Genomic DNA, 24,304 nt, shown 5'->3' on the forward strand with positions numbered 1-24,304 from the left:
CGCCCGCGGCGGCGCCGGGTCTGCCGGCCACGGCGCCGGCCGCAGCGCCGGCCGCGGGGATCCGGGCGGTGTCGTCGGCGATCAAGTGCCGGGCGACCCGCGGGGATTGGGTGCGTCGCGTCGACGCGCCCAGCTGCACGCGGAAGCTCGCGTGATTGACGATGATCTGCGCCGGATCGCTCGGCACCTTCACCATGCTCAGCGCGGGAGCGTCGTCGAAGCCCGACGGGCCGTCCCCCGTGGGTGTGCGGGGTGTTCTGGTGTCCACACCCGTCTAACCGAGTGACGTGTGCTTAGGACACTGCTTTGACTCGGCGGATCTGTCCGGACCCCGTCAAGGTTGTCCTTGACGCCAGGAATACCCCGTGTGGGTGACTCGCCGAACAACCGCTCAGTGGCGTCGCCGTGTCGCCTCGTACAGCACGATGCCCGCCGCGACACCGGCGTTGAGCGACTCGGTGCCGCCCGGCATGGGGATCCGCACCCGGTGGTCGCAGGTCTCGCCGACGAGCCGGGACAGGCCCTTGCCCTCGCTGCCGACGACGATGACGACGGGTCCGGACAGGGCGTCCAGCTCGCCGATCTCGGCCTCACCGTCGGCGGCGAGACCGACGACCACGATGCCGGCCTTCTTGTACGCCTCCAGGGCGCGCGTCAGGTTGGTGGCGCGGGCGACGGGCGTACGGGCGGCCGCACCGGCGGACGTCTTCCAGGCGCCGGCGGTCATGCCGGCCGCGCGCCGCTCGGGTACCACGACGCCGTGGCCGCCGAAGGCGGAGACGGACCGGACGACGGCGCCGAGGTTGCGCGGGTCGGTGACACCGTCGAGGGCGACGATGAGCGGTTCCTGGCCCTCGTCGTACGCGGCGGTCGGGAGGTCCTCGGGGTGCGCGTACTCGTACGGCGGGACCTGGAGGACCAGGCCCTGGTGGTTGAGCCCGTTGGTCATGCGGTCGAGCTCGGGGCGGGGAGCCTCCATGAGGTTGATCCCGCCGCGCTCCGCGGTGAGCTGGAGCGCCTCGCGGACCCGCTCGTCGTTGTCGATGAACTGCTGGACGTAGAGCGTCACCGCGGGTACGCCCTCGCGCAGCGCCTCGACGACGGGGTTACGGCCGACGACCATCTCCGAGGTGCCCTTGCCACCCCGGCCGCGCGGCGGGGTACGGCGGACCGTCTGCTTCGCCTTCGCGTTGGCCACGCGGTTCTTCTTGTGTCCCTTGCGCATCTCGGCGGGCGGGGTCGGGCCCTTGCCCTCGAGGCCCCTGCGTCGCTGGCCGCCACTGCCGACCTGCGCGCCCTTCTTGCCGGACATGCGGCGGTTGTTGGCTGCCATGACCTACCCGTCTGTTCTCTACTGAGCCGAAGCGTGCGTGTGTACGTATATGCAGTGTGCCGCCCGGATGCCCGGGCGGCACAATCGATCAAGAAATCGTCAGCGCGGGCCGAGGCTCCAGCGGGGCCCCTGCGGACCGTCCTCGATGACGAGACCGGACTGGTTGAGCTGGTCGCGGATGGCGTCCGCGGTGGCCCAGTCCTTGCGGGAGCGGGCCGCTTCACGCTGGTCGAGGACCAGTCGTACGAGACTGTCGACGACCCCGTGCAGGTCGTCCCCGCGGTCGGCCTCGCCGGCCCAGTGCGGGTCGAGCGGGTCCAGGCCGAGCACACCGAGCATGGCGCGGACCTCGGCGAGGCGGGCCACGGCGGCTTCCTTGTCGTCGGCGGCCAGCGCGGAGTTGCCCTGCCGGACGGTGGTGTGCACGACGGCGAGTGCCTGCGGGACGCCGAGGTCGTCGTCCATCGCCTCGGCGAAGGCGGGCGGCACGTCGGCGGAGGGCTCGACGACTCCCCCGGCCTTCTCCACCACGCGCTGCACGAAGCCCTCGATCCGCGCGAACGCGGACTCGGCCTCGCGCAGGGCCTCCTCGCTGTACTCGATCATCGAGCGGTAGTGCGGGGTGCCGAGGTAGTAGCGCAGCACGATCGGGCGCCACCGCTGGACCATCTCGGACACGAGGACCGAGTTGCCCAGGGACTTGGACATCTTCTCGCCGCTCATGGTGACCCAGGCGTTGTGCAGCCAGTAGCGGGCGAACTCGTCGCCGTAGGCCTTGGCCTGGGCGATCTCGTTCTCGTGGTGCGGGAAGATCAGGTCCAGGCCGCCGCCGTGGATGTCGAACGCGGTGCCCAGGTACCTGTGGGCCATCGCCGAGCACTCCAGGTGCCAGCCGGGGCGGCCCCGGCCCCACGGCGTCTCCCAGCTGGGCTCGCCGGGCTTGACCGCCTTCCACAGGGCGAAGTCCCGCGGGTCGCGCTTGCCGGTCTCGCCGTCGCCGGAGGGCTGGAGCAGGTTGTCCAGCTCCTGGTTGGACAGGCGCAGGTACTGGGGGAAGGACCTGACGTCGAAGTAGACGTTGCCGTCGGCCTCGTAGGCGTGGCCGCGCTCGATGAGTCCGCGCATCATCTCGACCATCTCGGTGACATGGCCGGTGGCGCGCGGTTCGTAGGTCGGGGGCAGGCAGCCGAGCGCGGTGTAGCCGTCGTTGAAGGCGCGCTCGTTCTCGTAGCCGATCGACCACCAGGGGCGGCCCTGGTCGGCCGCCTTGGCGATGATCTTGTCGTCGATGTCGGTGACGTTGCGGATGAACGTGACGTCGTAGCCGCGGTAGTCGAACCAGCGGCGCAGGATGTCGAAGTTCAGGCCCGAGCGGATGTGCCCGATGTGCGGTGCCGCCTGCACCGTCGCGCCACACAGGTAGATCGAGACACAACCCGGCTGGAGCGGGGCGAAGTCACGGATCTGCCGGGCGCTGGTGTCGTACAGGCGAATAGTCACGAGTCCAGGGTAGTAGGCGCAGGGCAGTGCCTTGCGCCCGTTCCTGCCAAGGGGCACACATTCGTGACGTGGGGTCGGCTTTGTCAGCCGGTCCGCGCCACGAGGGCCGTCGCCACCGCCATGAGGCCCTCGTCCCGGCCGGGGAATCCGAGGCCGTCGGTGGTCGCGCCGGACACCGACACCGGGGCGCCGGCCGCCTCCGAGAGGAGCTTCTCGGCCTCGTCGCGGCGCTTGCCGATCTTCGGGCGCGGGCCCACGACCTGTACGGCGACGTTGCCGATGGTGAAGCCCGCCTCGCGGACGATCCGGGCGGCCTCCGTGAGCAGCGTGACGCCGGAGGCGCCGGACCACTCGGGGCGGCCGGTGCCGAAGTGCTGCCCGAGATCACCCAGCCCCGCCGCCGAGAACAGGGCGTTGCAGGCGGCGTGGGCGACGACGTCGGCGTCGGAGTGGCCGGCCAGGCCCGGGCCCTCGCCCTCCCACTTGAGGCCGGCGCACCACAGTTCGCGGCCCTCTTCGAAGGCGTGGATGTCGGTGCCGATGCCGACCCGGGGAAGCAGGGGTGCCTCAGAAGCCATCGTTGAGCCTCCTGCGGGCCAGTACCGCCTCCGCGAGGACGAGGTCCAGCGGACGGGTGACCTTGAAGGCCTCTTCGTGGCCGGGGACGGTCACGACCGTGAGGCCGAGCCGCTCGACCATACCGGCGTCGTCGGTGACGTCGTCGGTGACCTTCTCGTGGGCGCGGATCAGGGTGGCCCGGTCGAAGCCCTGGGGGGTCTGCACGGCACGGAGGCGGTCCCGCCGCGGGGTTGCCACCACCGGCTCCGGCTCGCCCGGGGCCGCTGCGGGCTCGACCTCCTTGACGGTGTCCGCGAGCGGCAGCGCCGGGACGACGGCCACGGCTCCTTCTCGTACGGCCTCGATGACGGCGTCCACCGTGTCGACCGGGACGAGAGGGCGGGCCGCGTCGTGCACCAGCACGATGTCGTACTCGGGCGGCAGGGCGTCCAGGCCGAGCTTCACGGACTCCTGACGGCTGTCGCCGCCGGGGACGACCAGGAAGTCGGTGCGCTCGGGCAGGGCGTGCGCGTCGAGCAGGGACTTGACCTCGGCGGCGCCGTCGGGCGGAGCGACGACGACCACGAGGGACACGGCCCGGGAGGCGGCCAGTGCGCGGAGTGCGTGGATGAGCATGGGGGTGCCGTTCAGCGCGCGTAGCGCTTTGGGGGCGCCCGGGCCCAGGCGCACGCCTCGGCCTGCGGCCGGGATCACGGCGGCCGTGCGGGCAGCCGTACGTGCTGGCGTGGGCGAAGGAGGCGAAACGTCAGACATCGGTTCCTGTCAGGTTTGTGTGCTCGGCCTAGGTGGGTATGGCCTCAGCGTGCCGGGTACGACAGCTTGACCGGAACCCTTCCGTGACCCCTGGTCGAGCCCGTTACCCGGACCCGGCACACCGAGTGTCGGGGGACTTCCCCCGAGGTCAACACGCCTACGGCGCCGGAGTGCGAACATGCCGCAGCGCCCGGCGACGAGAAATACGTCATCGGGCACCGCGGCATTTCACATGTACTGAGGCTGGCTTGCGCCGGCGTCAGGACGCGAGAACCTCGTCGAGCAGGGCCTCCGCCTTGTCTTCGTTCGTGTTCTCCGCGAGCGCGAGCTCGCTCACCAGGATCTGGCGGGCCTTGGCGAGCATGCGCTTCTCACCGGCGGAGAGTCCGCGCTCGCGCTCACGACGCCACAGGTCACGCACGACTTCCGCGACCTTGATGACATCGCCGGAGGCGAGCTTCTCCAGGTTTGCCTTGTAACGACGCGACCAGTTCGTGGGCTCCTCGGCGTACGGCGCGCGCAGCACCTCGAAGACCCGGTCCAGCCCATCCTGACCGACCACATCACGCACGCCGACGAACTCCGCATTGTCCGCTGGCACACGCACCGTCAGGTCACCCTGGGCGACCTTCAGAACCAAGTAGGTCTTGTCCACGCCTTTGATCTGGCGAGTTTCGATAGCCTCGATCAGCGCGGCCCCGTGATGGGGATAGACCACGGTGTCGCCAACCTTGAACGTCATGTGACAGGTACCCCTTCCGTGGCTATCCAGAGTAACACGGAAACTGCGGGTTCTGAATGGCGTTTCCGCAGGTCAGGGCATATCTCGGGGCTTGACAACAGCAACAGGAACGTGCTGCGCGAGGCGAGCGGAAGAAAGTATTCGCAGGTCGGAGCGGCTGTCCGGGGGAGGTGAAACGCGTACGTTACACACACTCGGACGGCCCTCCGAGCGGCCGAACATCCCCATATGTCCGCTTCCAAGCGTGCGACTTCCGCTACTCCGTTCGGTGCGCGGAGTCGGGTACGAGGAGAATCCGGAATTGATCACAGGGGCGCCGGACCAGCCGGACGGTGATCAATTCCAGGGTTCACGGATTCCTGCACAGAAAATCCCCGACGCGGGGTCGGCGGTACTTATGTGAATGGCGGACAAGCGCCGGGACCAATGTGACGCAGGAGTCACTTGTGAGCGCTGTGGCTACGCCACGCTGAGGGAACCCGGACGGAAGACGGGGCGAAGAGGGAGCGAAGACAGAGCGAAGACGGACGGAAGAAGGGGGCTCGGGGGAGGGTCGGGTGCGGCCCCGCCGGAACGGCTCGGTAATCTAAGGCCGCTGACAGTCACTTAGCGCGCCTTTACGGGCCGCCTCGCTCGAGTCAAGGAGTTGCCGCCGCCGTGAGCAGCAGCCTTCGACGCGGTGCCCTCGCCGCCGCCGCCATCGCGTTCTCGCTCGCCTCGCTCTCCGCGTGTGCGGCCGGCAACAACGCTCAGACCCTGGAGATCAAGCCGGACAACGCCGCCACGTCCATCGGTGACATCGAGCTGCAGAGCATCGTGATCATCACCCAGCCGGACGCCGCGGCCGAGGGCCCGGCCGTCATCACCGGCACCCTCTTCAACAACGGCAGCACGCCCCAGACGCTGGACTCGGTGAGCGTCGCCGGTGGCGGCGACGCCGAGCTCAAGCCCGCCAAGGGCAACGGCAAGGTGACCGTCCCGGCCAACGGCTCCGTCATCCTTGGCGGCAAGGGCAACGCCTCCGCGGCGCTGAACAGCATCGGCGAGAGCGTCCAGAACGGCAACGCCCAGAAGGTCACCTTCACCTTCAGCGAGACCGGTGCCGTGAGCCTGCGCGCGTTCGTCGTCCCGGCCGAGAGCTACTTCTCCACGTGGGGACCGACCGAGATCCCGGCCACGCCGGGCGCCACGGCGAGCCCCACCGCGACGACCAGCGAGGAGGAGCCGGGCGCCGGCACCTCGGGCTCCCCCTCCGTGTCGGGCACCCCGACCGGTGCGGCCACGCCGAACACGGGCGAGTCGGCGAACACCGCGGCCGCCGGCCACTGAGCAGCCGTACGAGATCGTCGTACGCCGAAGGGCGGGACCTCCTGGTGAGGTCCCGCCCTTCGGCGTCAGGCGCGCGGTTCGGCCCGCGTGTTCGCCCCGCGTGTTCCGGCTTGGGCGTTCGGCCCGCGCGTTCGGCGTGTTTCGGGCTGGGCGTTCGGCCCGTGCGTTCGGTTTACGGCTCGAACTTGTAGCCGAGGCCCCGGACCGTCACCAGGTACCGCGGCGCGCCCGGGTCCGGCTCGATCTTGGCGCGCAGGCGCTTGACGTGGACGTCGAGGGTCTTGGTGTCGCCGACGTAGTCCGCGCCCCAGACCCGGTCGATGAGCTGCATGCGGGTCAGCACGCGGCCGGCGTTGCGCAGAAGCATCTCCAGGAGGTCGAACTCCTTGAGAGGAAGGTCGACCTTGGAGCCGGACACGGTGACGACGTGGCGGTCCACGTCCATGCGGACCGGGCCGGCCTCCAGGGCGGCCGGGGTGACCTCCTCGGGCTCGCCGCGGCGGCGCAGCACGGCGCGGATGCGGGCGACCAGCTCGCGGGAGGAGAACGGCTTGGTCACATAGTCGTCAGCTCCTATCTCCAGGCCGACGACCTTGTCGATCTCGCTGTCCTTGGCGGTCACCATGATGACGGGGACGTTGGAACGGTTGCGCAGCTGGCGGCACACCTCGGTACCCGGCAGGCCGGGCAGCATCAGGTCCAGGAGGACGAGGTCGGCGCCGTTGCGCTCGAACTCGTCGAGTCCGTCGGGCCCGGTGGTCGCGACGGCGACCTCGAAGCCTTCCTTGCGGAGCATGTACGACAGGGCGTCGGAGAAGGACTCCTCGTCCTCGACGACGAGCACTCGGGTCACGGAAGGACCTCCGGGGAGGGGAGCGGTTCACGAGAAGATGGCTGGGGGGACGAAGAGTCGGCCTCGTCGTGGAGATCGTGCAGATCATCGTGGAGATCGTCGTGGCCGGCGTTCCGGTCGGCGCGGTCGCGGGCCGCGCCCGTCTCCGGCAGTCGGAGGGTGAAGGTGGAGCCCTGTCCCTCGGAGCTCCACACGGTGACCTCCCCGCCGTGCGAGGCGGCCACGTGCTTGACGATGGCGAGGCCCAGGCCCGTGCCGCCGGTGGCACGGGAGCGGGCCGGGTCGACGCGGTAGAAGCGCTCGAAGATGCGCTCCTTGTCCTTGTCGGAGATCCCGATCCCCTGGTCGGTGACGGCGACCTCGATCATGTCACCGCCCGGTGCGGTCACCCGGCGGGCAGCTATGCCGACGCGGGTGCGGGCGGGCGAGTAGTTGACGGCGTTCTCGACGAGGTTGCCGAGCGCGGCGGCGAGCTGGCCGCGGTTGCCGTAGACGTGCAGGTCGGCGGTGCCTCCCGAGGCCATGGTGATCTGCTTGGCGCCGGCCTGGTGCCGGCAGCGGTCGACGGCCTCGGCGACGAGTTCGTCGACCCGGACCGGTTCGGAGTCCTCGAGGGGATCGTCGTTCTGTACCCGCGAGAGGTCGATGAGTTCCTGCACCAGGTTGGTGAGCCGGGTCGCCTCGATCTGCATCCGGCCGGCGAAGCGCTCCACCGCCTCCGGGTCCTCGGAGGCGTCCATGACGGCCTCGGACAGGAGGGAGAGCGCGCCGACCGGGGTCTTGAGCTCATGGCTGACGTTGGCGACGAAATCGCGCCGCACCGCCTCGATGCGCCGGGCCTCGGTGAGGTCCTCCACGAGGAGCAGCACCAGGCGGGAGCCGAGGGGAGCGACGCGGGCGGAGACGGCGAGGGCCTCGCCACGGCCGGTGCCGCGTCTGGGGAGGTCCAGTTCCACCTGGCGTATCTCCCCGTCGCGTCGGGTGTCGCGAGCCATCTGGAGCATGGGTTCGACGGAGAGCTTGCCGCCGCGGACCAGCCCGAGGGCGTACGCGGCCGAGCTGGCCTTGACCACGGCGTCCGCCTCGTCCAGTACGACGGCCGAGGACCGCAGCACGGACAGGACGGTGTCCACACCCGGCGGAAGCACCGGGTCCGTATGCAGCGAGGTGCGGGTGGGGCGTTTCTGCTCCCGCTCGCTCCAGCGGAACGCCAGCATGGCGATGACGCCGGTGAGCACACCGGCGATCGCTGCTGCTGCGGCGACCGCCGCGTTCACGTCCATGCACCCAGGTTAGGCATGGGATGGGCTCCGACCACAGCCGTCCGAGTGCGAGCTCGAACACTCGTCGCCCAGAGTTCACCTTGGAGCCAGTGATGGTTCATTTGGGGTGACGGAAACCGACGCGTACAGGGCGGAACGTGGGAGCGTGGGGTGCGAAGCTCCGGTTTCGCACGCGACAGTCGCGCCGGGCCCCGGCCCCGGTGACCCCGAAGATCACGTACGAGAGGGAAACCCTGATGCGGGACGCGTACCACGAGGAACTTGATTCGATCGGCGACGGTCTGGTGGAGATGGCCCGGCTGGTCGGGTCGGCGATCGGGCGCGCCACGACGGCGATCCTCGACTCCGACCTGAAGCTCGCCGAGAGCGTCATCGAGGCCGACCAGAAGGTCGACAACCTGCAGCACGAACTGGAGGCCCGGGCGATAGCCCTGCTGGCCCGCCAGCAGCCGGTGGCGACGGACCTGCGGATCGTCGTCACCTCGCTGAGGATGTCCGCCGACCTGGAGCGCTCGGGCGACCTGGCCCAGCACGTGGCCAAGCTCGCCCGGCTGCGCTTCCCGGCCCGGGCGATCCCGCACGACCTGCACGCGACCATCCTCGAGATGGGCCAGCTCGCGCAGCGCCTGATGGCGAAGGCCGCCGAAGTGATCATCACGAAGGACGTGGACCTCGCGCTCCAGCTGGAGCAGGACGACGACGCGATGGACCTCCTGCACCGCACGCTCTTCCAGCACCTGATGGACGACCGCTGGAAGCACGGCATCGAGACGGCCGTGGACGTCACCCTCCTCGGCCGCTACTACGAGCGGTACGCCGACCACGCGGTCGCGGTCGCCAAGCGGGTGGTGTACCTGGTGACGGGTGAGCACGCGGACGAGCTCCAGCAGGAGATGCAGTCGGTGGCGGGGGTGGAGGGGGCCTGACCCCTTCGGGACTGCGGGGGGGTGTCATCCCCCTTGGGCTCCGCGCTCCGCGCTCCCGGAGGTGCGGGCCGGGGGTGCGGGGGCTGTTCAGGGCGTGCGGGAGCCTCTGTGCGCCGTTGATGCGCCCAGCGGCACGGGCATCCAATGGGCACAGGCACCAGCCTTGAGGAGGGACCATGACCGAATCCCCCAGCACGCCCGGTACCGCACCCGACCCCACGCGGCAACGCCCGACCGAACAGCCCGCCGAGATCAGGAACCTGACCTTGATAGCCGCGTGCGGCTGTGGGTCGGGGTGCGGCTGCGGGTGCCAGTCGGGGAACCCGTGCCAGTGCGGGTGACGGCGGGGTAGGGCGCGCAGCGTCTGCTTATTCGTACGACGATGAAGGGCCCCGGTGTGCCTGCCGGGGCCCTTCACCGTCGAGGGCGTCCAGCTCCGCCGGCGCGCGGGACGACGACAGCGCACGGTGACCGGGCGGCGGGCTGTGGAGGGGCACGGGTAGCCCGGTCTGCCGTACAGGCGCACCCTGAAAGGGGGGCAGGCGAACCACTCGCGCACTCGGAAGGACAAGGAGGTGCGAGGTCATGACGCAGTTCATGGACGTCCACCACGGTTTCGAGGGCATCACACCCGAGCAGCTGAGGCAGGCGCACGACGCCGACCTCGCCATAGAGAAGGAGGAGGGCGTGCACTTCGAACGGGCGTGGGCGGACCCCGAGTCCGGCATCGTCTACTGCCTCTCCGAGGCCCCCGACGCCGACGCGGTCCAACGCGTCCACGAGCGGGCGGGCCACAAGGCGGACGAGATTCACCGGGTACCGCTGTCGATCTGACCCCTGTCACGGGTCGGCCTGGCCTGTGGCGGTCAGCGCGGGCGGGGGCGACCGGGGCGGGGAGAAGCCGCTGAACCGCCGGTGGGCACGCTTGCCACCCCGAGTCGATCCAGCCTCGGATACGTTTGGGTCTTGGCGACGTCGTCCAGGCGCTTTCCGACCCTGGCGAGGAGCTCGTCGGGCGTCGGCGCAGCCTGACTGTCGTTGCCCGTGTTCGGCACCCTCATCGCGGCCCTCCACGCCGTAGGCCCACGCAGGCAAGGCGGTCCACCGCTTGGTGCGCCCAATGCTTGGTGCGCCCAATAAAGAGGCAGCCTGAGCAGGGCCGCAACCTGTCGGCCGACAGCCGTGACCGTGCTGCGGACACTCCGGGGTCACTCGCAGAGCGTGGCGGCCACAAGTGCCTGAGCGAAGTACGTCCACTTGCCGCCCGGCGGCATGGTCTCGCCCTGGTGTCGCTCGTACCAAGGCGGCCCAGCGTCCGCCACCCACGATGCCAGCGCTTCGAGCCGAACTCTCGGCTCTCTCGGCTGGGAGGTCTTTGAGGACTGGGTGGCTGGCCAGTCGGCCATCGTCGGTTGTTGACGCTCGGCTGCGGTCGTGGTGATTGCTGTACTCCGGTGCTGTACAGCGGTCACGGGATCAGGAAAGCCGTCCGGTCTCGTGGAGCGCGTCGAAAGCCATCTCGTCGACGGCCGAGACTCGGTCCCGATCGGCGTAGCGGAACCACGCCTTCTCGGCGATCTCCCTCGACGGGGTCAGCTCACCGCGGTGATCGGCGGTGTAACAGATCATCCGGAAGGGGCCGTGATCCGGATGGCCCTCGCCGATCTCGAAAGTGCCGAAGTGCACCATGGAACCGGGGTCGATCACCGCCCGCAGTTCCTCGTCGATCTCCCGCACCAGGGTCTCGTCGTCGGACTCGCCCGGCTCACGATGACCGCCCGGGAAGTAGAAGCGATCTCTGCCGTGACTACGCGTCACCAACACCCGGTCGTCCCGAACCAGGATCCACGCCACCTTCTCCGGCACACCGTTGCCATTCGCCATGCCTCGGGACCGTATCGGAGGGCACCGTCCGCGTCAGCACCGTCCGCACACCGGGCTGGGGAGCCAAGGGCATCCGGGGCTGGCTCCGGTCAGTCCGTGGTTCTAGGGAGGTGGCCGGCCAGGGTCTTCCGTCCAGCAGCGTTGGCCTCGATGACGATCTGCGCACCTCATGCGCGGTAGCCGGGACCGCGCCCGGAAGGCTCTCGGGCAGGCTCTCCGGCCGCAAGATCACACGGGCTGAGGTTCCAGGGAGGTTCCACGGCATGAAAACGCCCCTGACTCGCGTCATGTGCGCAGGTCAGGGGCGTGATCGCAATGGCTACTTCTTCTTGCCCTGGTTCTTGACCGCCTCGATCGCCGCCGCGGCCGCGTCGGGGTCGAGGTAGGTGCCGCCGGGCTTCAGGGGCTTGAAGTCCGCGTCGAGTTCGTAGGACAGGGGGATGCCCGTCGGGATGTTGAGGCCCGCGATGTCGGCGTCGGAGATGCCGTCGAGGTGCTTGACCAGGGCGCGGAGGCTGTTGCCGTGGGCGGCTACCAGGACCGTGCGGCCGGTGAGGAGGTCGGGGACGATGCCGTCGTACCAGTACGGGAGCATGCGCAGGACGACGTCCTTGAGGCACTCCGTGCGGGGGCGGAGCTCCGGGGGGATCGTCGCGTAGCGCGGGTCGTCCGACTGGGAGAACTCCGTGCCGTCCTCGAGGGGCGGGGGCGGGGTGTCGTAGGAGCGGCGCCACAGCATGAACTGCTCCTCGCCGAACTCGGCGAGGGTCTGGGCCTTGTCCTTGCCCTGGAGGGCGCCGTAGTGGCGCTCGTTCAGGCGCCAGGAGCGGTGGACGGGGATCCAGTGGCGGTCCGCGGACTCCAGCGCGAGCTGGGCCGTGCGGATCGCTCGCTTCTGGAGCGAGGTGTGCACCACGTCGGGCAGCAGGCCGGCGTCCTTGAGCAGCTCACCGCCGCGGACTGCCTCCTTCTCGCCCTTCTCGTTGAGGTTGACGTCCACCCAGCCGGTGAACAGGTTCTTCGCGTTCCATTCGCTCTCGCCGTGGCGGAGGAGGATCAGCTTGTACGGTGCGTCGGCCATGCGTATGAGCGTAATCCAAGGGCTCGATCCGTTGTACGCCCGCTCGGCAGGCGGACGGTTGGCGGGATCCGTTAATTGGGTGGCCTGCGACGACGCCGGGATCGTAATGTGTGCTCGCTGTTTGAGCCGCTTACATCCGTTGCATCCGTGGGGGATCCGTCATGTCCGTCGCCGCCCTGAGACGTGCCACCCGTGAGACCGTCTCCGGCCTCCCCCGCGAGTTCTGGTGGCTGTGGACCAGCACGCTCGTCAACCGGCTCGGGGCGTTCGTGGCCACGTTCATGGCCCTCTATCTCACGCTCGACCGCGGGTACTCCGCCTCCTACGCCGGGCTCGTCGCCTCGCTGCACGGCCTGGGCGGGGTCATCTCCTCCCTCGTCGGTGGCGTGATGGCCGACCGGATCGGGCGGCGGCCCACCCTGCTCGTCACCCAGGCGTCCACCGCGGCCTCCGTCGCCCTGCTCGGGTTCGTGCACCACCCCCTCGCGATCGCCGGCGTCGCCTTCCTCGTCGGGATGGCCTCCAACGCCTCGCGGCCGGCCGTGCAGGCGATGATGGCGGACATCGTGCGACCCGAGGACCGGGTGCGGGCCTTCTCGCTCAACTACTGGGCCATCAACCTCGGGTTCGCCGTCTCCTCCATGGCGGCCGGGTTCATCGCCGAGGTCAGCTATCGCGCCGGGTTCCTGCTGGAGGCGGGGATGACGGCCCTCTGCGCCGTCGTGGTGTTCCTGAAGCTGCCGGAGTCGCGGCCCACCGTGCGGAAGACCGAGGCCGAGGCCGAGGCGACCGTCGACGTCGGCCTCGGCACCGTCCTGCGCGACGGGCGCTTCATGAGCGTCGTCGGACTGTCCTTCCTGGTCGCGCTGATCTTCCAGCAGGGCGCGGTCGGCCTTCCCGTGGCCATGGGGGCGGCCGGGTTCACGCCCGCCGACTACGGCCTGGCGATCGCCGTCAACGGCGTGCTGATCGTCGTACTGCAGATCCCCGTCACCCGGTTCATCGAGCACCGGGACGCCAAGCGGCTGCTGGTCGTCTCGTCGCTGCTCGCCGGATACGGCTTCGGGCTGACCGCCTTCGCCGGGTCGATCGGCGTCTTCGCCCTCACGGTGTGCGTGTGGACGCTCGGCGAGATGATCAACGCGCCGACGCAGACGGGGCTGGTCGTCCGGTTGTCGCCGGTCCACGGGCGCGGGCGCTACCAGGGCATGTACACCCTGTCCTGGGCCGTCGCCGCCCTGATCGCCCCCCTGATGTCCGGCGTCGTCATCGACCGCTTCGGCGCCGAGTGGCTGTGGGGGCTGTGCGCGGTCGTCGGGACGGTGGCGGCGGTCGGGTTCGGGACACTGATGCGGCGGCTGCCGGCGGAGCAGCCGGCCGTCGTCGACGTGCCGGGGGCGGCGAAGCCCGAGGTCAGCTCGGCCTGAAGGTCACGGATGCATCCGCGCCCCCTTCACCACCTTGTCCACCGCGTTGCGCGGCCCGTACACAGCCAGTCCGACCAGGTCCAGGTCGCCCGTGGGCACCGCCCGTACGGCGGCCCGGTTGTCCCGGTCGTTCCCCGTCGAGAAGAGGTCGGACGTGAACAGCGCCCGCGGCAGCGCGCGGGACAGCACGCGCGCGTGGGCCGCCGTCAGGGTCTCCTTCGTGGCTTCGAAGACCATGATCGGCTGGCGGAACATCGGCAGGTAGGGCACGCCGTCGGCGTCCTCGTACGGTTCGCCGACCACCTCGGGGACCTGCGTGCCCAGGCCGCTGACCAGGAACGCGGTCACGTTCAGGCGCTGCCAGGGCTCCAGGTCCCCCCGCAGCAGGACGGCGATCTTGGTGTCGAATCGGATGGGTTCAGTGCTCATGCAGCGAGACTGCCGACCGCCGTACCACGCCGTCTTGTACGTTCTTTGCATGGTCGCGCAGCGCAGCGTCTCCGCCTGGCGCCCGCACGTCCCGGGCGTCGTGGAGGTCTTTCACGCCCATTTCACGGAGTACGCCTATCCGATGCACGTCCATGAGGCGTGGACGCTGCTCATCGTGGACGACGGGGCCGTGCGGTACGACCTCGACCGGCACGAGCACGGGACGCCGGACGGCACGGTGTCGCTGCTGCCGCCGCAGGTGCCGCACAACGGCTCCCCCGTCACCCCGGAGGGCTTCCGCAAGCGAGTGATCTACCTGGACGGCTCGCACCTCACCGACGACCTCATCGGTGCCGCCGTCGACGGGCCCGACCTGCGGGACCCGCTACTGCGGCTGCGGGTCGGTCAGTTGCATGCCGCGCTCGCCCGGCCTGGGGACGAGCTGGAGGCCGAGAGCAGGCTGACGCTGGTGGGCGAGCGGCTGCGGGCGCATCTGCGGGCGGGAGCCGACGGGCCGGACGCCACCACAGGACCGGGCGCCACCCGGCCCGCCTCGCGCCGCGATCCCGTCCTCGCCCGGCGACTGCGCGAACTCCTCGACGAGCGGATCGCCCAGGGACTGTCACTGGACGAGGCCGCTGGACTGGTGCAGGCCCACCCCGCCCATCTCGTACGGGCGTTCAGTGGCGCGTACGGCATCGCGCCGCACCAGTACCTGAACGCCCGGCGCGTCGACCGGGCCCGGCGCCTGCTGCTCGCGGGGCGCGGGCCGGCCGACGTCGCCGCCGTCACCGGGTTTCACGACCAGGCTCATCTGACCCGCCACTTCAAGAAGTTGGTGGGGGTGACGCCGGGTCGCTACCGCAACAGCGGGGGCCGGGAAGGCCGTACGGCAGGCGCCGTCAACTGACCTTCGTCACTTGACGTCGACGTAGTCCCCGGCCGCCGTCGCGCCGCCCGTCGTGGACGTCTCGCCGAAGGTCCAGCGCCAGTAGCCGTCGGTGGACGCGGTGACCGTGGTCTTCAGGGCGCCCGCGGAGTCCGCCTTCACGATCTTGACCGTGGAGTACGTGCTGGTGCCCGCCTTGCGGAACTGCAGCTTGGCCGACTTGCCGCCGTAGCCGGTGTACGCGTGCTTCACCCAGTCCGCGCGGGTGAGCCTGCCGGTCACGGTGAGCGGCTTGCCCTTGGTGACGGGCTCCGGGGAGGCGTTGGCGGTGGCTCGGGCCGCGCGCTTGACCTGCACGGTGCCGAAGCCGGTGAGGTACTCCGTGGCCTTGGGCTGACCGTCCGAGCCCCAGAGGCGGGCGGAGACGGCGATCTTCCAGGTGGTGGCGTCGTTGTTGGAGTCCAGGGTGTAGCGCGGCTCGATGTAGAGCTCGCCTTCGCAGGATCCGTCGTCGTAGAAGGTGACGCTGCCCGAGTAGATGCCGCCGTCCTCGGCGCCCTGACGGGCCGTGACGTCGTGGTAGAGGAACGGGAAGGCGTCCACGTCGGAGAACGAGTAGCCCGAGGGCTTGGTCATGTCGAAGGTGAAGTCGGGGGTCACCTCCGCGGTGGTGCCCACGATGATGGGCTTGCCCTTGTTCAGGACCAGGTTCGTCACCGTGATGCCGGTGTCGGCGGCCTCCGCGGGCGGTGCGGTGAACGCCCCCAGGGCGAGCGCTCCCGCGAGCGCGACCGCGGAGCCGGATCTGCCTGTGCGCATGCACGACCTCTTCGTTGCTGCAAAAGTCCGAGTAAGAGCCTGGTGAGAGTCCAGGCTGCGGCAGGCTAACAGCAGGCGTACGGACGGGCGTTCGAGAGATCGGCGAAGCCGGTCAGTCGTCCGTCGGTCAGTCGTCCGTCGGCCAACGTCCGTCGGCCAACGTCCGTCGGCCAGTCGGTGAAGCCGCCTACACGGTGAAGCCCGTCAGTCGGCGGATCGCTGCGTCAGATGCGCGAACGCGTCGAGGTTGCGGGTCGGCTCGCCCCGGGACACCCGCCACTCGTACTCCTTGCGGATGGCGCTCGCGAAGCCGAGCTCCAGGAGGGTGTTGAAGCTGCCGTCGGCCGCTTCCAGGACCTGGCCGAGGATGCGGTCGATCTCGTCGGCGGTGACCGCGGACAGGGGCAGTTTGCCGGTGACGTAGACGTCGCCGAGGGAGTCGACGGCGTAACTCACGCCGTACAGCTTGAGGTTGCGTTCGAGGAGCCAGCGGTGGACGCCGGACTCGTTCTCGTCGGGGTGGCGGATGACGAAGGCGTTCAGCGACAGGGAGTGCCGGCCCACCAGCAGGGACACCGTCGTCGACAGCTTGCGGGTGCCGGGGAGCTTCACGACGAAGTTGCCGGGTGCGGGGCTCTCCCATTCGAGTTCGGCGTCCTTCAGCACGCCCTCGACGACCTGCGCTGCCTGCGCTGCCTTCTGTGCGTCAGCCATGGTGGGAGCGTACGCGACGTCGATGGGCCACGGCCGCGGCCGTGTAGACGTCCGCCGTCGCGGCGGCCGCGGTGTCCCAGCCGAAGGACTGGGCGTGCCGGGCGGCGGCCGCGCCCATCCGGGGGGACAGGTGCGGGTCGTCGGCGAAGCCGGCCAGCACGCGCGCGTAGTCGGCGGGGTTGTGGCCTTGTACGAGGATCCCCGTCCGTCCGTCGTTCACGGCCACCGGCAGCCCGCCGACCGCGGCGGCGATCACCGGCGTGCCGGCCGCCTGGGCCTCTATGGCGACCAGACCGAAGGACTCGCTGTAGGACGGCATGACGAGTACGGACGCGGCCCGGAACCAGTCGGCGAGCTGTTCCTGGCCGACGGGCGGGTGGAACCGTACGACGTCGGCGATGCCCAGGCGTGCGGCCAGCTTCTGCAGGCCCTCGGGCTTGGCGAGGCCGCTGCCGCTGAGGCCGCCGACCACGGGCACGAGGAGGCGGGAGCGCAGCTCGGGGCGTTCGTCCAGCAGCACGGCCACCGCCCGCAGGAGCACGTCCGGCGCCTTGAGGGGCTGGATGCGGCCCGCGAACAGGGGGATCAGGGCGTCCTGCGGGAGGCCGAGGCGGGCGCGGGCGGCGGCGCGGCCGTCGGCGGGACGGAAGCGGTCGAGGTTCACACCCGGGTGGACCACGGCGACCTTGTCGCGCTCGGCCGCGTAGTGCCCGACGAGTTGCTCGGCCTCCTCGGCCGTGTTCGCGATCAGGCGGTCGGCGGCGGCGACGATCTGGGTCTCGCCGATCACGCGGGCGGCGGGTTCGGGGGTGTCGCCGTCGGCCAGGTTGGCGTTCTTGACCTTGGCCATGGTGTGCATGGCGTGCACCAGGGGGGCGCCCCAGCGCTGGGCGGCGAGCCAGCCGACGTGGCCGGAGAGCCAGTAGTGGGAGTGGACGAGGTCGTAGTAGCCGGGGCGGTGGCCGGCCCACGCCTGCATCACGCCGTGCGTGAAGGCGCACAGCTGGGCGGGGAGCTCCTCCTTGGCGAGGCCCTCGTAGGGGCCGGCGTCGATGTGCCGGACCAGGACGCCCGGCGCGAGCTCGACGGTCGGCGGCAGGGCGGCGGTCGTGGACCGCGTGAAGATCTCCACCTCGATGTTGATGGCGGCGAGGCGCTGCGCGAGCTCCACGATGTACACGTTCATGCCGCCCGCGTCCCCGGTGCCCGGCTGGTGGAGCGGTGAGGTGTGCACGGAGAGCATGGCGACCCGGCGGGGCCTGCGGTGCAGGCGGAGCCGGGAGGGCGCGGCCGGCGAGCGCCGCCCGAGCCTGCTGACGTACTGGCTCACGGGGCGTTCCTCCTCGCTGCGGGCATGCCTGACGGAGGGTGTGGGGCGCCCTCCAAGGTGATGCAACGCCGGAGGGGTTCGCTCCATTTCCGCCGGGCCGGTATTTGCCGAATCATTACCGGGGATCGCTCAACCGTTCGAGCACGGGCTGCGTGGCGCCCGGCCAGGGACGCCCCCCGCCTACCGCTCCGAGTGCCCGCATACCCTCCTACGTATGACTCCCCGCGCCGCCACCCGCCCCGTGGGCACGGTGACGCGCGGGACGACCAATCCCAACCGGCTGCGCCGCATGGACCGCTGGATCGCGGCGACGCACGGAGCCGAGCTGCGCCGGGCGTCCGACCCCGTCGCCGTCGACCTGGGTTACGGCGCCGCCCCCTGGACGGCCGTGGAACTGCTGCACCGCCTGCGTACGGTCGCGCCACGCGCGCGCGTGGCGGGCGTCGAGATCGAACCCGCGCGGGTCGCGGCGGCGAAACCGTACGAGTGCGAGGGGCTGGTCTTCCGGCACGGCGGCTTCGAGATCCCGGTCCCCGGGCGGCTCCATCTCGTGCGTGCCGCCAACGTCCTGCGGCAGTACGACGAGGCCGAGGTGGCCGCCGTGTGGGAGCGGCTGTGTTCCCGCCTCGCCCCCGCCGGCGGGAACTCCCGCGGCGGACTGCTCGTCGAGGGGACCTGCGACGAGATCGGGCGCCGGCACGTGTGGGTCGCGCTCGGCCCGGAGGGGCCGCGGACCGTCACCTTCGCGACCCGGCTGGGCTCGCTGGAGCGGCCCTCGGACCTCGCCGAGCGGCTGCCGAAGGCGCTCATCCACCGCAATGTGCCGGGCGAGCCGGTGCACGCCTTCCTGCGCGACTTCGACCGCGCGTGGGCCGCCGCCGCGCCCTACGCGTCGTACGGCGCCCGCCAGCGGTGGATGCGCGCGGTGCGGGACCTCGGCGCCCACTGGCCGGTGACGGACGGGCCGGTGCGGTGGCGGCAGGGGGAAGTGACGGTGGCGTGGGGGGCGTTGGCGCCGCGGGTGTGAACTCGCCGCGCTCCCGCCACCGCCCCTCTGCGCTCGGCCACCGCCCCTCTGCGCTCCGCTGCCTGCCCTCTTCGCTCCACCGGCCGCCCTCTTCGCTCCACTGACGCCCTCTCCGCTCCCGTCGCCGGGAACGATCTCGGTGAGTCGTTCGTCACACCGGCGGGGAGATCGTCAATGCCGGGGGTGGAGGGGCGGGAAGGGGGGAAGCACTGAGTCTGCCGACGCGTGCGGCGACCTCTGTCGTTTCGGGTGGCCGCGTGGCACGATCCCCCAGGCATCCGTAAGTTACTGACGGTTAATCAGTTGTGGGGGCATGGGTATGGGGACGGGCAAGCGTGGCCTGATCGCGTCGGGCGTGACCGTGGTCTGCGCGGTCACCGTGCTGGCGGCACCGGGCACGGCGTTCGCGAGCCCGACACCGACACCGAGTGCGAGCACGTCCTCGACCGCCATGCCGACCAAGGACCTTGAGGCCGTACGCGAGAAACTCGACAAGCTCTACCGCGAGGCCGCCGCCGCCACGGACGCGTACAACGCGGCCGAGGAGAAGGCCGAGAAGCAGTCCGCCGAACTCGTGGAGCTGGCGAAGAAGATCGTCCAGGGCAAGGAGGAACTGGCCGAGCTGAAGGACCGTGCCGGCGCCGCGGCCCGGGCCCAGTACCGCGGCGGCGGACTGCCGGACGAGGCCCACCTGATGCTCAGCGACGACCCGCAGGAGTTCCTCGACGGGGCGGGCCGGGTGCTCCGGGGCCAGCACGCCACCAAGGGCCTGATCGCGGCGATGACCCGCACCCAGCAGGACCTGGAGCAGTACGCCGCGGACGCCTCCGCCCAGTGGAAGAAGCTGGAGGCGGGCCGCAAGGCCAAGGCCTCGGCCAAGAAGAAGATAGAGCAGCGGATCGCGACGGCCGAGGATCTCGAGTCGCAGCTGGAGGAGAGCGAGAAGAAACGCCTCGCCGAGCTGGAGAAGCAGGCCGCGCTCAAAGCACAGACCGCCTGGCTCGACTCCGGCGTCCTCGACGAGATCAGCGGCAACGCGACCGCACAGGGCAAGAAGGCGGTGGAGTACGCGACCGCGCAGATCGGCAAACCGTACGAATGGGGCGCCGAGGGCCCGAAGACGTACGACTGCTCCGGCCTGACGTCACAGGCCTGGGCCAGCGCCGGCAGCGCCATCCCGCGCACCTCGCAGCAACAGTGGCAGCAACTCACCCGGGTCGACGTCAAGGACATGCGCCCCGGCGACCTGATCATCTACTTCGACGACGCCAGCCATGTCGCCCTGTACGTGGGCGACGGCACCATCGTCCACGCCCCCCGACCGGGCCGGACGGTGACGCTCGCGGGGGCGGGGTCGATGCCGATACTCGGGGTGGTGCGGCCGGGGGCCTGAGGTCTGCGGGGGCGCGGGCGGCGTCCGCGAGGGGGGAGGCTCGGCGTGTACGGCGCGGCGCGGCGTGTACGGCGCGGCGCGGCGTGTACGGCACGGCGTGTACGGCACATGAACGCCGCCACCCGGCGGCCCGTGAACCGTGCCACGTGACCTGCCCCACGCCCAACAGTCCGCCAAACACCCCGCGGACGTGACGTTCGTCATCCCCGGCCCGGTACCGGCCTGTCCAACTGCGGTAGGGATCGCGGCATATGACAGCGGCGACCGGCCGCACCGCGTGTCTCACGCCATTCCGTTGCGGTGCCGACTACCGCTATGGTCCCCGTCGGTAGGTCGAGGTCCCTCGCCCTGCCGTGCCCTCGGGGGGAGGGAAGGAACCCAAACGATGCCCGTACCCGTACCGCGGCAGAGAGCGATCCCGGCCGTGGAGAGTGGTCAGGCGCAGGCCGCGTCCCCAGGCGGCGGCCCTTCCAAGGAAGAGGCCCCGCGCCAGGCGGACCCGACCGGGAAATTGACGGCCGGGGACACCGGCCGTCCCGCTGCCACCCACACGACCTTCGTGACCGGCACAGGCGCCGGCGCCGCAAGCGACTCGCACGGCACCTCCGGCACTCCTCTCACCCTCCTGGTGATCGAGGACGACCCCGGCGGTTCCGCCGTCGTGCCCGAGTTGCTGGACTCCGCCGGCAAGCCCATCCGCGTCCGCACGGCCCGCAACCTCACCGAGGCCGCGCGGCTGCTCACCGACGACGTCCAGTGCATCCTGCTCGACCTCGCGCTGCCCGTCACCGGCCGCCCCGGCGACGAGGAGGAGCTCGCCGTGCTCAAGCACGTGCTGGAGCTCGCGCCCCGGCACGCCGTGATCGCGCTCACCACGTCCGGCGACGCCGAGCGCGGCACCGAGGCGGTGCGCGTCGGCGCCCAGGACTATCTCTTCCGCGACGAGCTGGACAGCCGGCTGCTGAGCCGGGCGATCCGGTACGCGGTGGAGCGGAAACGCTCGGACACGGCCGAGCGACGGCTCGCCGAGGGCCGGATGCGCGCGCAGGAGAACCGCCGTCTGGAACGCGGCCTGCTGCCCACCCCCCTGCTGGAGGGCTCCTCGCTGCGCTTCGCCGCCCGCTACCGCCCCGGCCGCTCACGCGCCCTGCTCGGCGGCGACTTCTACGACACCGTCCGCACTCCGGACGGCACCGTCCACGCCATGATCGGCGACGTCTGCGGCCACGGCCCCGACGAGGCGGCGCTCGGCGTGGAGCTGCGCATCGCCTGGCGCGCGCTGACGCTGGCGGGCCTGTGCGGCGACCAGCTGCTCGGCACGCTCCAGCAGGTCCTGGAGCACGAGCGCTCCGACGAGGAGATCTTCGCGACCCTGTGCACGGTCGACATAGCGCCCGACGGCCGCCGCGCGGGCCTCTGCCTCGCCGGCCACCCGTCCCCGCTGGTCGCCCGCCCGGGCCGGCCTGCCCAGCTGCTGCCGTACGACAACAACGGCCCCGCCCTCGGTCTGCTGCCGGGCGCCCGCTGGCCGCGGATGCAGGTGGAGCTGGGTGCCGAATGGAGCCTGATGCTCTACACCGACGGTCTGATCGAGGGCCGCGTCGGCGAGAGCGGCGAGCGGCTCGGCCAGGACGGCATGGTGCGGATGGTCCGGCGCCAGCTCTCCGAGGGCCTGCGCGGCGAACAACTGTTGCGGGCGGCGGTGAACGAGGTCCGCGACCTCAACGGAGGCGAGCTGACGGACGACGTGGCGGTCGTACTGCTGGACCGGGTGCCGTAGGGCGCGGACACCGCTGCAGGGCCGGACGCCGCGCCCGGACGCCGTAGGACCGGGCACCGCTGCAGGGCCGGAAGCCGCGCCCGGACGCCGTAGGACCGGACACTGCCGTAGGACCGGAGGCCGTAGAGCCGGATGCCCGAGGACCGGGAGTGCGTAGGGTCGTACGCCGAGGTCAGCGTCCGCCGTTGTACGGGCCGTAGGGGCCGTCGCTGCTGGAGCCGCCCCGGCGGCTGCGGCCGCCGCCCGGCAGACCGCGCAGGGCCGGCCGTACGTCGACCATGTACACGATCGTCGCGACGAGGCCGATGATCGGCAGGAACGACAGGATGTTGAAGATCAGGTTCACCACGAAGGCCAGGGCGAGGACGATCAGCCAGAACGGCTTGGTCTTCTTGTCGGCCGCGCGATAGGCGTCCTCGCGGCGTGTGGCGGCGTCGATCAGCGCGAAGCCGCTGAACACGATCAACGCCATGCTCAGCAGCCACATGAAGCCTGCGAATCCCTGCATCAGCACTACGTCCACCACCAGACTCGGCTCGTCCTCACGCGGTCACCGTACCCGTTCCCGCATGCGCCTTACCCGCACAACGGGTCGGGCACTCCGAGAGTGCCCGACCCGTGATCCCTGCCGCGATGACCTACTTCGCGGGAGGCGTGGTCTTCTTGGCGGTGGTCTTGCGGGCGGCCGGGGCCTTCTTGACCGCGGTCTTCTTCGCCGGGGCGGCCTCGGCGGGCGTCGGCACCGCCTTGACCTCGACCGGCTCCGAGGCGACCGGCTCCGGGGCCGGCTCGGCCTTCGGCTCGACGGCGATCGCCAGTTCCTCGATCTCCTCGGCGGCCTCGCCGCGCCACGTCTTCACGGTCTGCTCGCCGTGCTCGGCGACCTTCTCGTAGGTCTCGCGGGCCTTGACGGCGTACTCGGCGGCGACGCCGACGCTGCGGAGAGCGAAGTCCTGGGCGGTCTCGCCCAGCTTCTTCAGGTCCGCGTCGAGGGTGCTGCCGATCTTCTTCAGGTCACCGTCGAGGGTGCCGATGAACTCGCCGACCTTGGTCTGGATGCTCTCCTGAGCCTCCTTGGCCTTGGCACTCGCCTCCTTGGCGCGCGCCTGGGCCTTCTCCTGCACGGTCTTCGGGTCGGTGTTGCGCACGGCGTCGATCCGCGCGGGGGCCTCGGCGCGCAGCTGCTCCACCAGGCCGGGCACCTTCTTGGCCTGCTGCAGAGCCAGGTCGGCGGTGCCGGCGGCGAAGTAGAGCGGAGTCGGGTCGCTGAAGGTCTTGCGCAGGTCGTCGGTGATGGCCATGGTGATGGTCCTCCCGGATTCGCTTTCGGCTGAGGGTTTTGTGGTTCCGCAGTCAGACGGCCGGTGCCCTGGTCCGGCTCAACTGGCCGTCTGCTGCGGGCCGGCGTCATTGCCGCCGGTCGTGCGGGTGGTGCGGGTACGGCGTGCGGCGGGCTTGCGCCCACCTTCCGCGCGGGTTTCCCGTACGGCGCTCTCGCCGTCCCGGGCGCCCATGGCACCGTCGGTCCGTGCACCGGTGACGGCCGCGTCGGGCGTCTGCGTCTCGTCGCCCGCCGCGTCGATCCCGAACCCGTTCTCCTTGCGGAAGGACTCGTAGATCTGGAGCAGCACCTGCTTCTGCCGCTCGTTCAGCGTGGGATCGGCGAGGATGACGGCACGCGTCTCCACCTCGTCGAACTCCCGCTCGGCGTCGAGGATCCCGGCCCGCACATACAGCGTCTCGGCGGAGATCCGCAGCGCCTTGGCGACCTGCTGCAACACCTCCGCGCTCGGCTTGCGCAGCCCGCGCTCGATCTGGCTCAGATACGGATTGGACACCCCGGCGGCATCGGCGAGCTGCCTGAGCGACAGCTGCGCGTTGCGCCGCTGCTCGCGCAGGTACTCACCGAGATTGCCGACGTTGAGCGTTGCCATGCCTCCACCTTGCCCCACTCCCGCTAACTATTGCAAGCACCCGCTTGCAAAAGTGTGCCGCGCCACGCTGAGGGGGCACGAAGCGGGGCCACCTGGACGAGCAGACGAGCCGGTCCACGGTCTCCGCGCAGGTGTTGCGGCGCCGGATGGAACGCCTCCTGGAGGCCGAGCACGGGACCGGGGCGGTTCCGCTGCCGTCACGGGCGACGTTCTACCGGCTGCTGATATGCGTGCGGCAGCACCGAGGCCCGTCCAACGCCTGCAGCGACCCTCCCTCTGGCTGACGTCCCGGCTGGATC

At 70.8% G+C, this 24,304-nt stretch carries 24 protein-coding genes and 1 pseudogene; 8 read left to right on the forward strand and 17 right to left on the reverse strand.

The genetic code is table 11. The features are described 5' to 3' along the window. The 6 genes and pseudogenes from ACWBNA_RS31685 to ACWBNA_RS31710 form a co-directional block, all read right to left on the reverse strand. Positions 1-268 (reverse strand): annotated as a pseudogene (locus ACWBNA_RS31685) (hypothetical protein); the annotation flags it as partial. 123 nt (positions 269-391) lie between these two features. Then, positions 392-1,333: a 23S rRNA (guanosine(2251)-2'-O)-methyltransferase RlmB gene (rlmB, locus tag ACWBNA_RS31690; protein ID WP_482707953.1), complete on the reverse strand. Its 942-nt coding sequence runs from the start codon at positions 1,331-1,333 to the stop codon at positions 392-394. 99 nt (positions 1,334-1,432) lie between these two features. Continuing rightward, on the reverse strand, positions 1,433-2,833 hold the full coding sequence (gene cysS, locus ACWBNA_RS31695; RefSeq protein ID WP_482707954.1) for a cysteine--tRNA ligase: 1,401 nt from the start codon (positions 2,831-2,833) through the stop codon (positions 1,433-1,435). A gap of 83 nt (positions 2,834-2,916) precedes the next feature. After that, on the reverse strand, positions 2,917-3,411 hold the full coding sequence (gene ispF / locus ACWBNA_RS31700) for a 2-C-methyl-D-erythritol 2,4-cyclodiphosphate synthase (RefSeq protein WP_482707955.1): 495 nt from the start codon (positions 3,409-3,411) through the stop codon (positions 2,917-2,919). Next, entirely contained in the window at positions 3,401-4,165 is a 765-nt protein-coding gene (ispD, locus tag ACWBNA_RS31705; protein ID WP_482707956.1) for a 2-C-methyl-D-erythritol 4-phosphate cytidylyltransferase, read from the reverse strand. The genes ispF and ispD overlap by 11 nt, the downstream gene beginning before the upstream one ends. A gap of 259 nt (positions 4,166-4,424) precedes the next feature. Next, positions 4,425-4,907 carry a CarD family transcriptional regulator gene (locus ACWBNA_RS31710; protein WP_003953493.1) on the reverse strand — a complete coding sequence of 161 codons (483 nt, stop codon included), beginning with the start codon at positions 4,905-4,907 and terminating at the stop codon, positions 4,425-4,427. Positions 4,908-5,564: 657 nt separating this feature from the next. On the opposite strand from ACWBNA_RS31710, the gene ACWBNA_RS31715 reads away from it, so the two are divergent. Further along, entirely contained in the window at positions 5,565-6,236 is a 672-nt protein-coding gene (locus ACWBNA_RS31715; protein WP_482707957.1) for a copper chaperone PCu(A)C domain-containing protein, read from the forward strand. A 172-nt stretch (positions 6,237-6,408) separates the two neighbouring features. Here the strand turns inward: ACWBNA_RS31715 and phoP are convergent, their stop codons facing one another. Together phoP and phoR are read right to left on the reverse strand one after the other, a co-directional pair. Continuing rightward, positions 6,409-7,089: a two-component system response regulator PhoP gene (phoP, locus tag ACWBNA_RS31720; protein WP_383866577.1), complete on the reverse strand. Its 681-nt coding sequence runs from the start codon at positions 7,087-7,089 to the stop codon at positions 6,409-6,411. Continuing rightward, the gene (gene phoR / locus ACWBNA_RS31725; RefSeq protein ID WP_482707958.1) at positions 7,086-8,372 is read right to left on the reverse strand and encodes a two-component system sensor histidine kinase PhoR; all 1,287 of its coding nucleotides are present in this window, start codon (positions 8,370-8,372) and stop codon (positions 7,086-7,088) included. Before phoR ends, phoP begins: the two co-directional genes overlap by 4 nt. Positions 8,373-8,608: 236 nt before the next feature. On the opposite strand from phoR, the gene phoU reads away from it, so the two are divergent. Continuing rightward, positions 8,609-9,298 carry a phosphate signaling complex protein PhoU gene (gene phoU / locus ACWBNA_RS31730; protein WP_482707959.1) on the forward strand — a complete coding sequence of 230 codons (690 nt, stop codon included), beginning with the start codon at positions 8,609-8,611 and terminating at the stop codon, positions 9,296-9,298. Between the two features lie 585 nt (positions 9,299-9,883). Then, positions 9,884-10,132: an SCO4226 family nickel-binding protein gene (locus ACWBNA_RS31735; protein ID WP_482707960.1), complete on the forward strand. Its 249-nt coding sequence runs from the start codon at positions 9,884-9,886 to the stop codon at positions 10,130-10,132. A 642-nt stretch (positions 10,133-10,774) separates the two neighbouring features. Here ACWBNA_RS31735 and ACWBNA_RS31740 read toward each other — a convergent pair. Further along, positions 10,775-11,182: an NUDIX hydrolase gene (locus ACWBNA_RS31740; protein WP_482707961.1), complete on the reverse strand. Its 408-nt coding sequence runs from the start codon at positions 11,180-11,182 to the stop codon at positions 10,775-10,777. Between the two features lie 319 nt (positions 11,183-11,501). Next, positions 11,502-12,263, reverse strand: coding sequence for a phosphoglyceromutase (locus ACWBNA_RS31745; protein WP_482707962.1), 762 nt, complete (start codon positions 12,261-12,263; stop codon positions 11,502-11,504). Positions 12,264-12,424: 161 nt separating this feature from the next. Between ACWBNA_RS31745 and ACWBNA_RS31750 the strand changes: the two genes are divergently transcribed. Next, entirely contained in the window at positions 12,425-13,690 is a 1,266-nt protein-coding gene (locus tag ACWBNA_RS31750; protein WP_482707963.1) for an MDR family MFS transporter, read from the forward strand. A gap of 3 nt (positions 13,691-13,693) precedes the next feature. Here ACWBNA_RS31750 and ACWBNA_RS31755 read toward each other — a convergent pair whose 3' ends face one another. Then, positions 13,694-14,170, reverse strand: a complete 477-nt coding sequence (locus ACWBNA_RS31755; protein ID WP_482707964.1) for a DUF2000 family protein — start codon at positions 14,168-14,170, stop codon at positions 13,694-13,696. On the opposite strand from ACWBNA_RS31755, the gene ACWBNA_RS31760 reads away from it, so the two are divergent. Further along, positions 14,169-15,029, forward strand: coding sequence for a helix-turn-helix transcriptional regulator (locus ACWBNA_RS31760; protein WP_482707965.1), 861 nt, complete (start codon positions 14,169-14,171; stop codon positions 15,027-15,029). The two genes, ACWBNA_RS31755 and ACWBNA_RS31760, sit on opposite strands and share 2 nt — an antisense overlap. A gap of 6 nt (positions 15,030-15,035) precedes the next feature. On the opposite strand, the gene ACWBNA_RS31765 is transcribed toward ACWBNA_RS31760, so the two are convergent. From ACWBNA_RS31765 to mshA, 3 genes are all read right to left on the reverse strand, one after another. Beyond that, on the reverse strand, positions 15,036-15,827 hold the full coding sequence (locus tag ACWBNA_RS31765) for a hypothetical protein (RefSeq protein ID WP_482707966.1): 792 nt from the start codon (positions 15,825-15,827) through the stop codon (positions 15,036-15,038). 204 nt (positions 15,828-16,031) lie between these two features. Beyond that, complete coding sequence (locus ACWBNA_RS31770; protein ID WP_482707967.1) at positions 16,032-16,541, reverse strand: type III secretion system chaperone family protein; 510 nt, start codon at positions 16,539-16,541, stop codon at positions 16,032-16,034. After that, complete coding sequence (mshA, locus tag ACWBNA_RS31775; RefSeq protein ID WP_482707968.1) at positions 16,534-17,871, reverse strand: D-inositol-3-phosphate glycosyltransferase; 1,338 nt, start codon at positions 17,869-17,871, stop codon at positions 16,534-16,536. Before mshA ends, ACWBNA_RS31770 begins: the two co-directional genes overlap by 8 nt. A 214-nt stretch (positions 17,872-18,085) precedes the next feature. Here mshA and ACWBNA_RS31780 point away from each other — a divergent pair, with 214 nt between their 5' ends. The 3 genes from ACWBNA_RS31780 to ACWBNA_RS31790 all read left to right on the forward strand — a co-directional run bounded on the left by ACWBNA_RS31780 (position 18,086) and on the right by ACWBNA_RS31790 (position 22,071). Next, the gene (locus ACWBNA_RS31780; protein ID WP_482707969.1) at positions 18,086-18,898 is read left to right on the forward strand and encodes a class I SAM-dependent methyltransferase; all 813 of its coding nucleotides are present in this window, start codon (positions 18,086-18,088) and stop codon (positions 18,896-18,898) included. Between the two features lie 319 nt (positions 18,899-19,217). After that, positions 19,218-20,291 carry a C40 family peptidase gene (locus ACWBNA_RS31785; protein WP_482708055.1) on the forward strand — a complete coding sequence of 358 codons (1,074 nt, stop codon included), beginning with the start codon at positions 19,218-19,220 and terminating at the stop codon, positions 20,289-20,291. A gap of 385 nt (positions 20,292-20,676) precedes the next feature. Continuing rightward, entirely contained in the window at positions 20,677-22,071 is a 1,395-nt protein-coding gene (locus tag ACWBNA_RS31790; RefSeq protein WP_482707970.1) for a PP2C family protein-serine/threonine phosphatase, read from the forward strand. 172 nt (positions 22,072-22,243) lie between these two features. On the opposite strand, the gene ACWBNA_RS31795 is transcribed toward ACWBNA_RS31790, so the two are convergent. From ACWBNA_RS31795 to ACWBNA_RS31805, 3 genes are all read right to left on the reverse strand, one after another. Next, complete coding sequence (locus ACWBNA_RS31795) at positions 22,244-22,579, reverse strand: DUF2516 family protein (protein WP_482707971.1); 336 nt, start codon at positions 22,577-22,579, stop codon at positions 22,244-22,246. Positions 22,580-22,709: 130 nt separating this feature from the next. Beyond that, complete coding sequence (locus ACWBNA_RS31800; protein WP_482707972.1) at positions 22,710-23,372, reverse strand: hypothetical protein; 663 nt, start codon at positions 23,370-23,372, stop codon at positions 22,710-22,712. 78 nt (positions 23,373-23,450) lie between these two features. Further along, complete coding sequence (locus ACWBNA_RS31805) at positions 23,451-24,005, reverse strand: helix-turn-helix domain-containing protein (protein ID WP_482707973.1); 555 nt, start codon at positions 24,003-24,005, stop codon at positions 23,451-23,453. Between the last annotated feature and the right edge of the window lie 299 nt (positions 24,006-24,304).

It is taken from the genome of Streptomyces sp. Q2 (assembly GCF_056820935.1).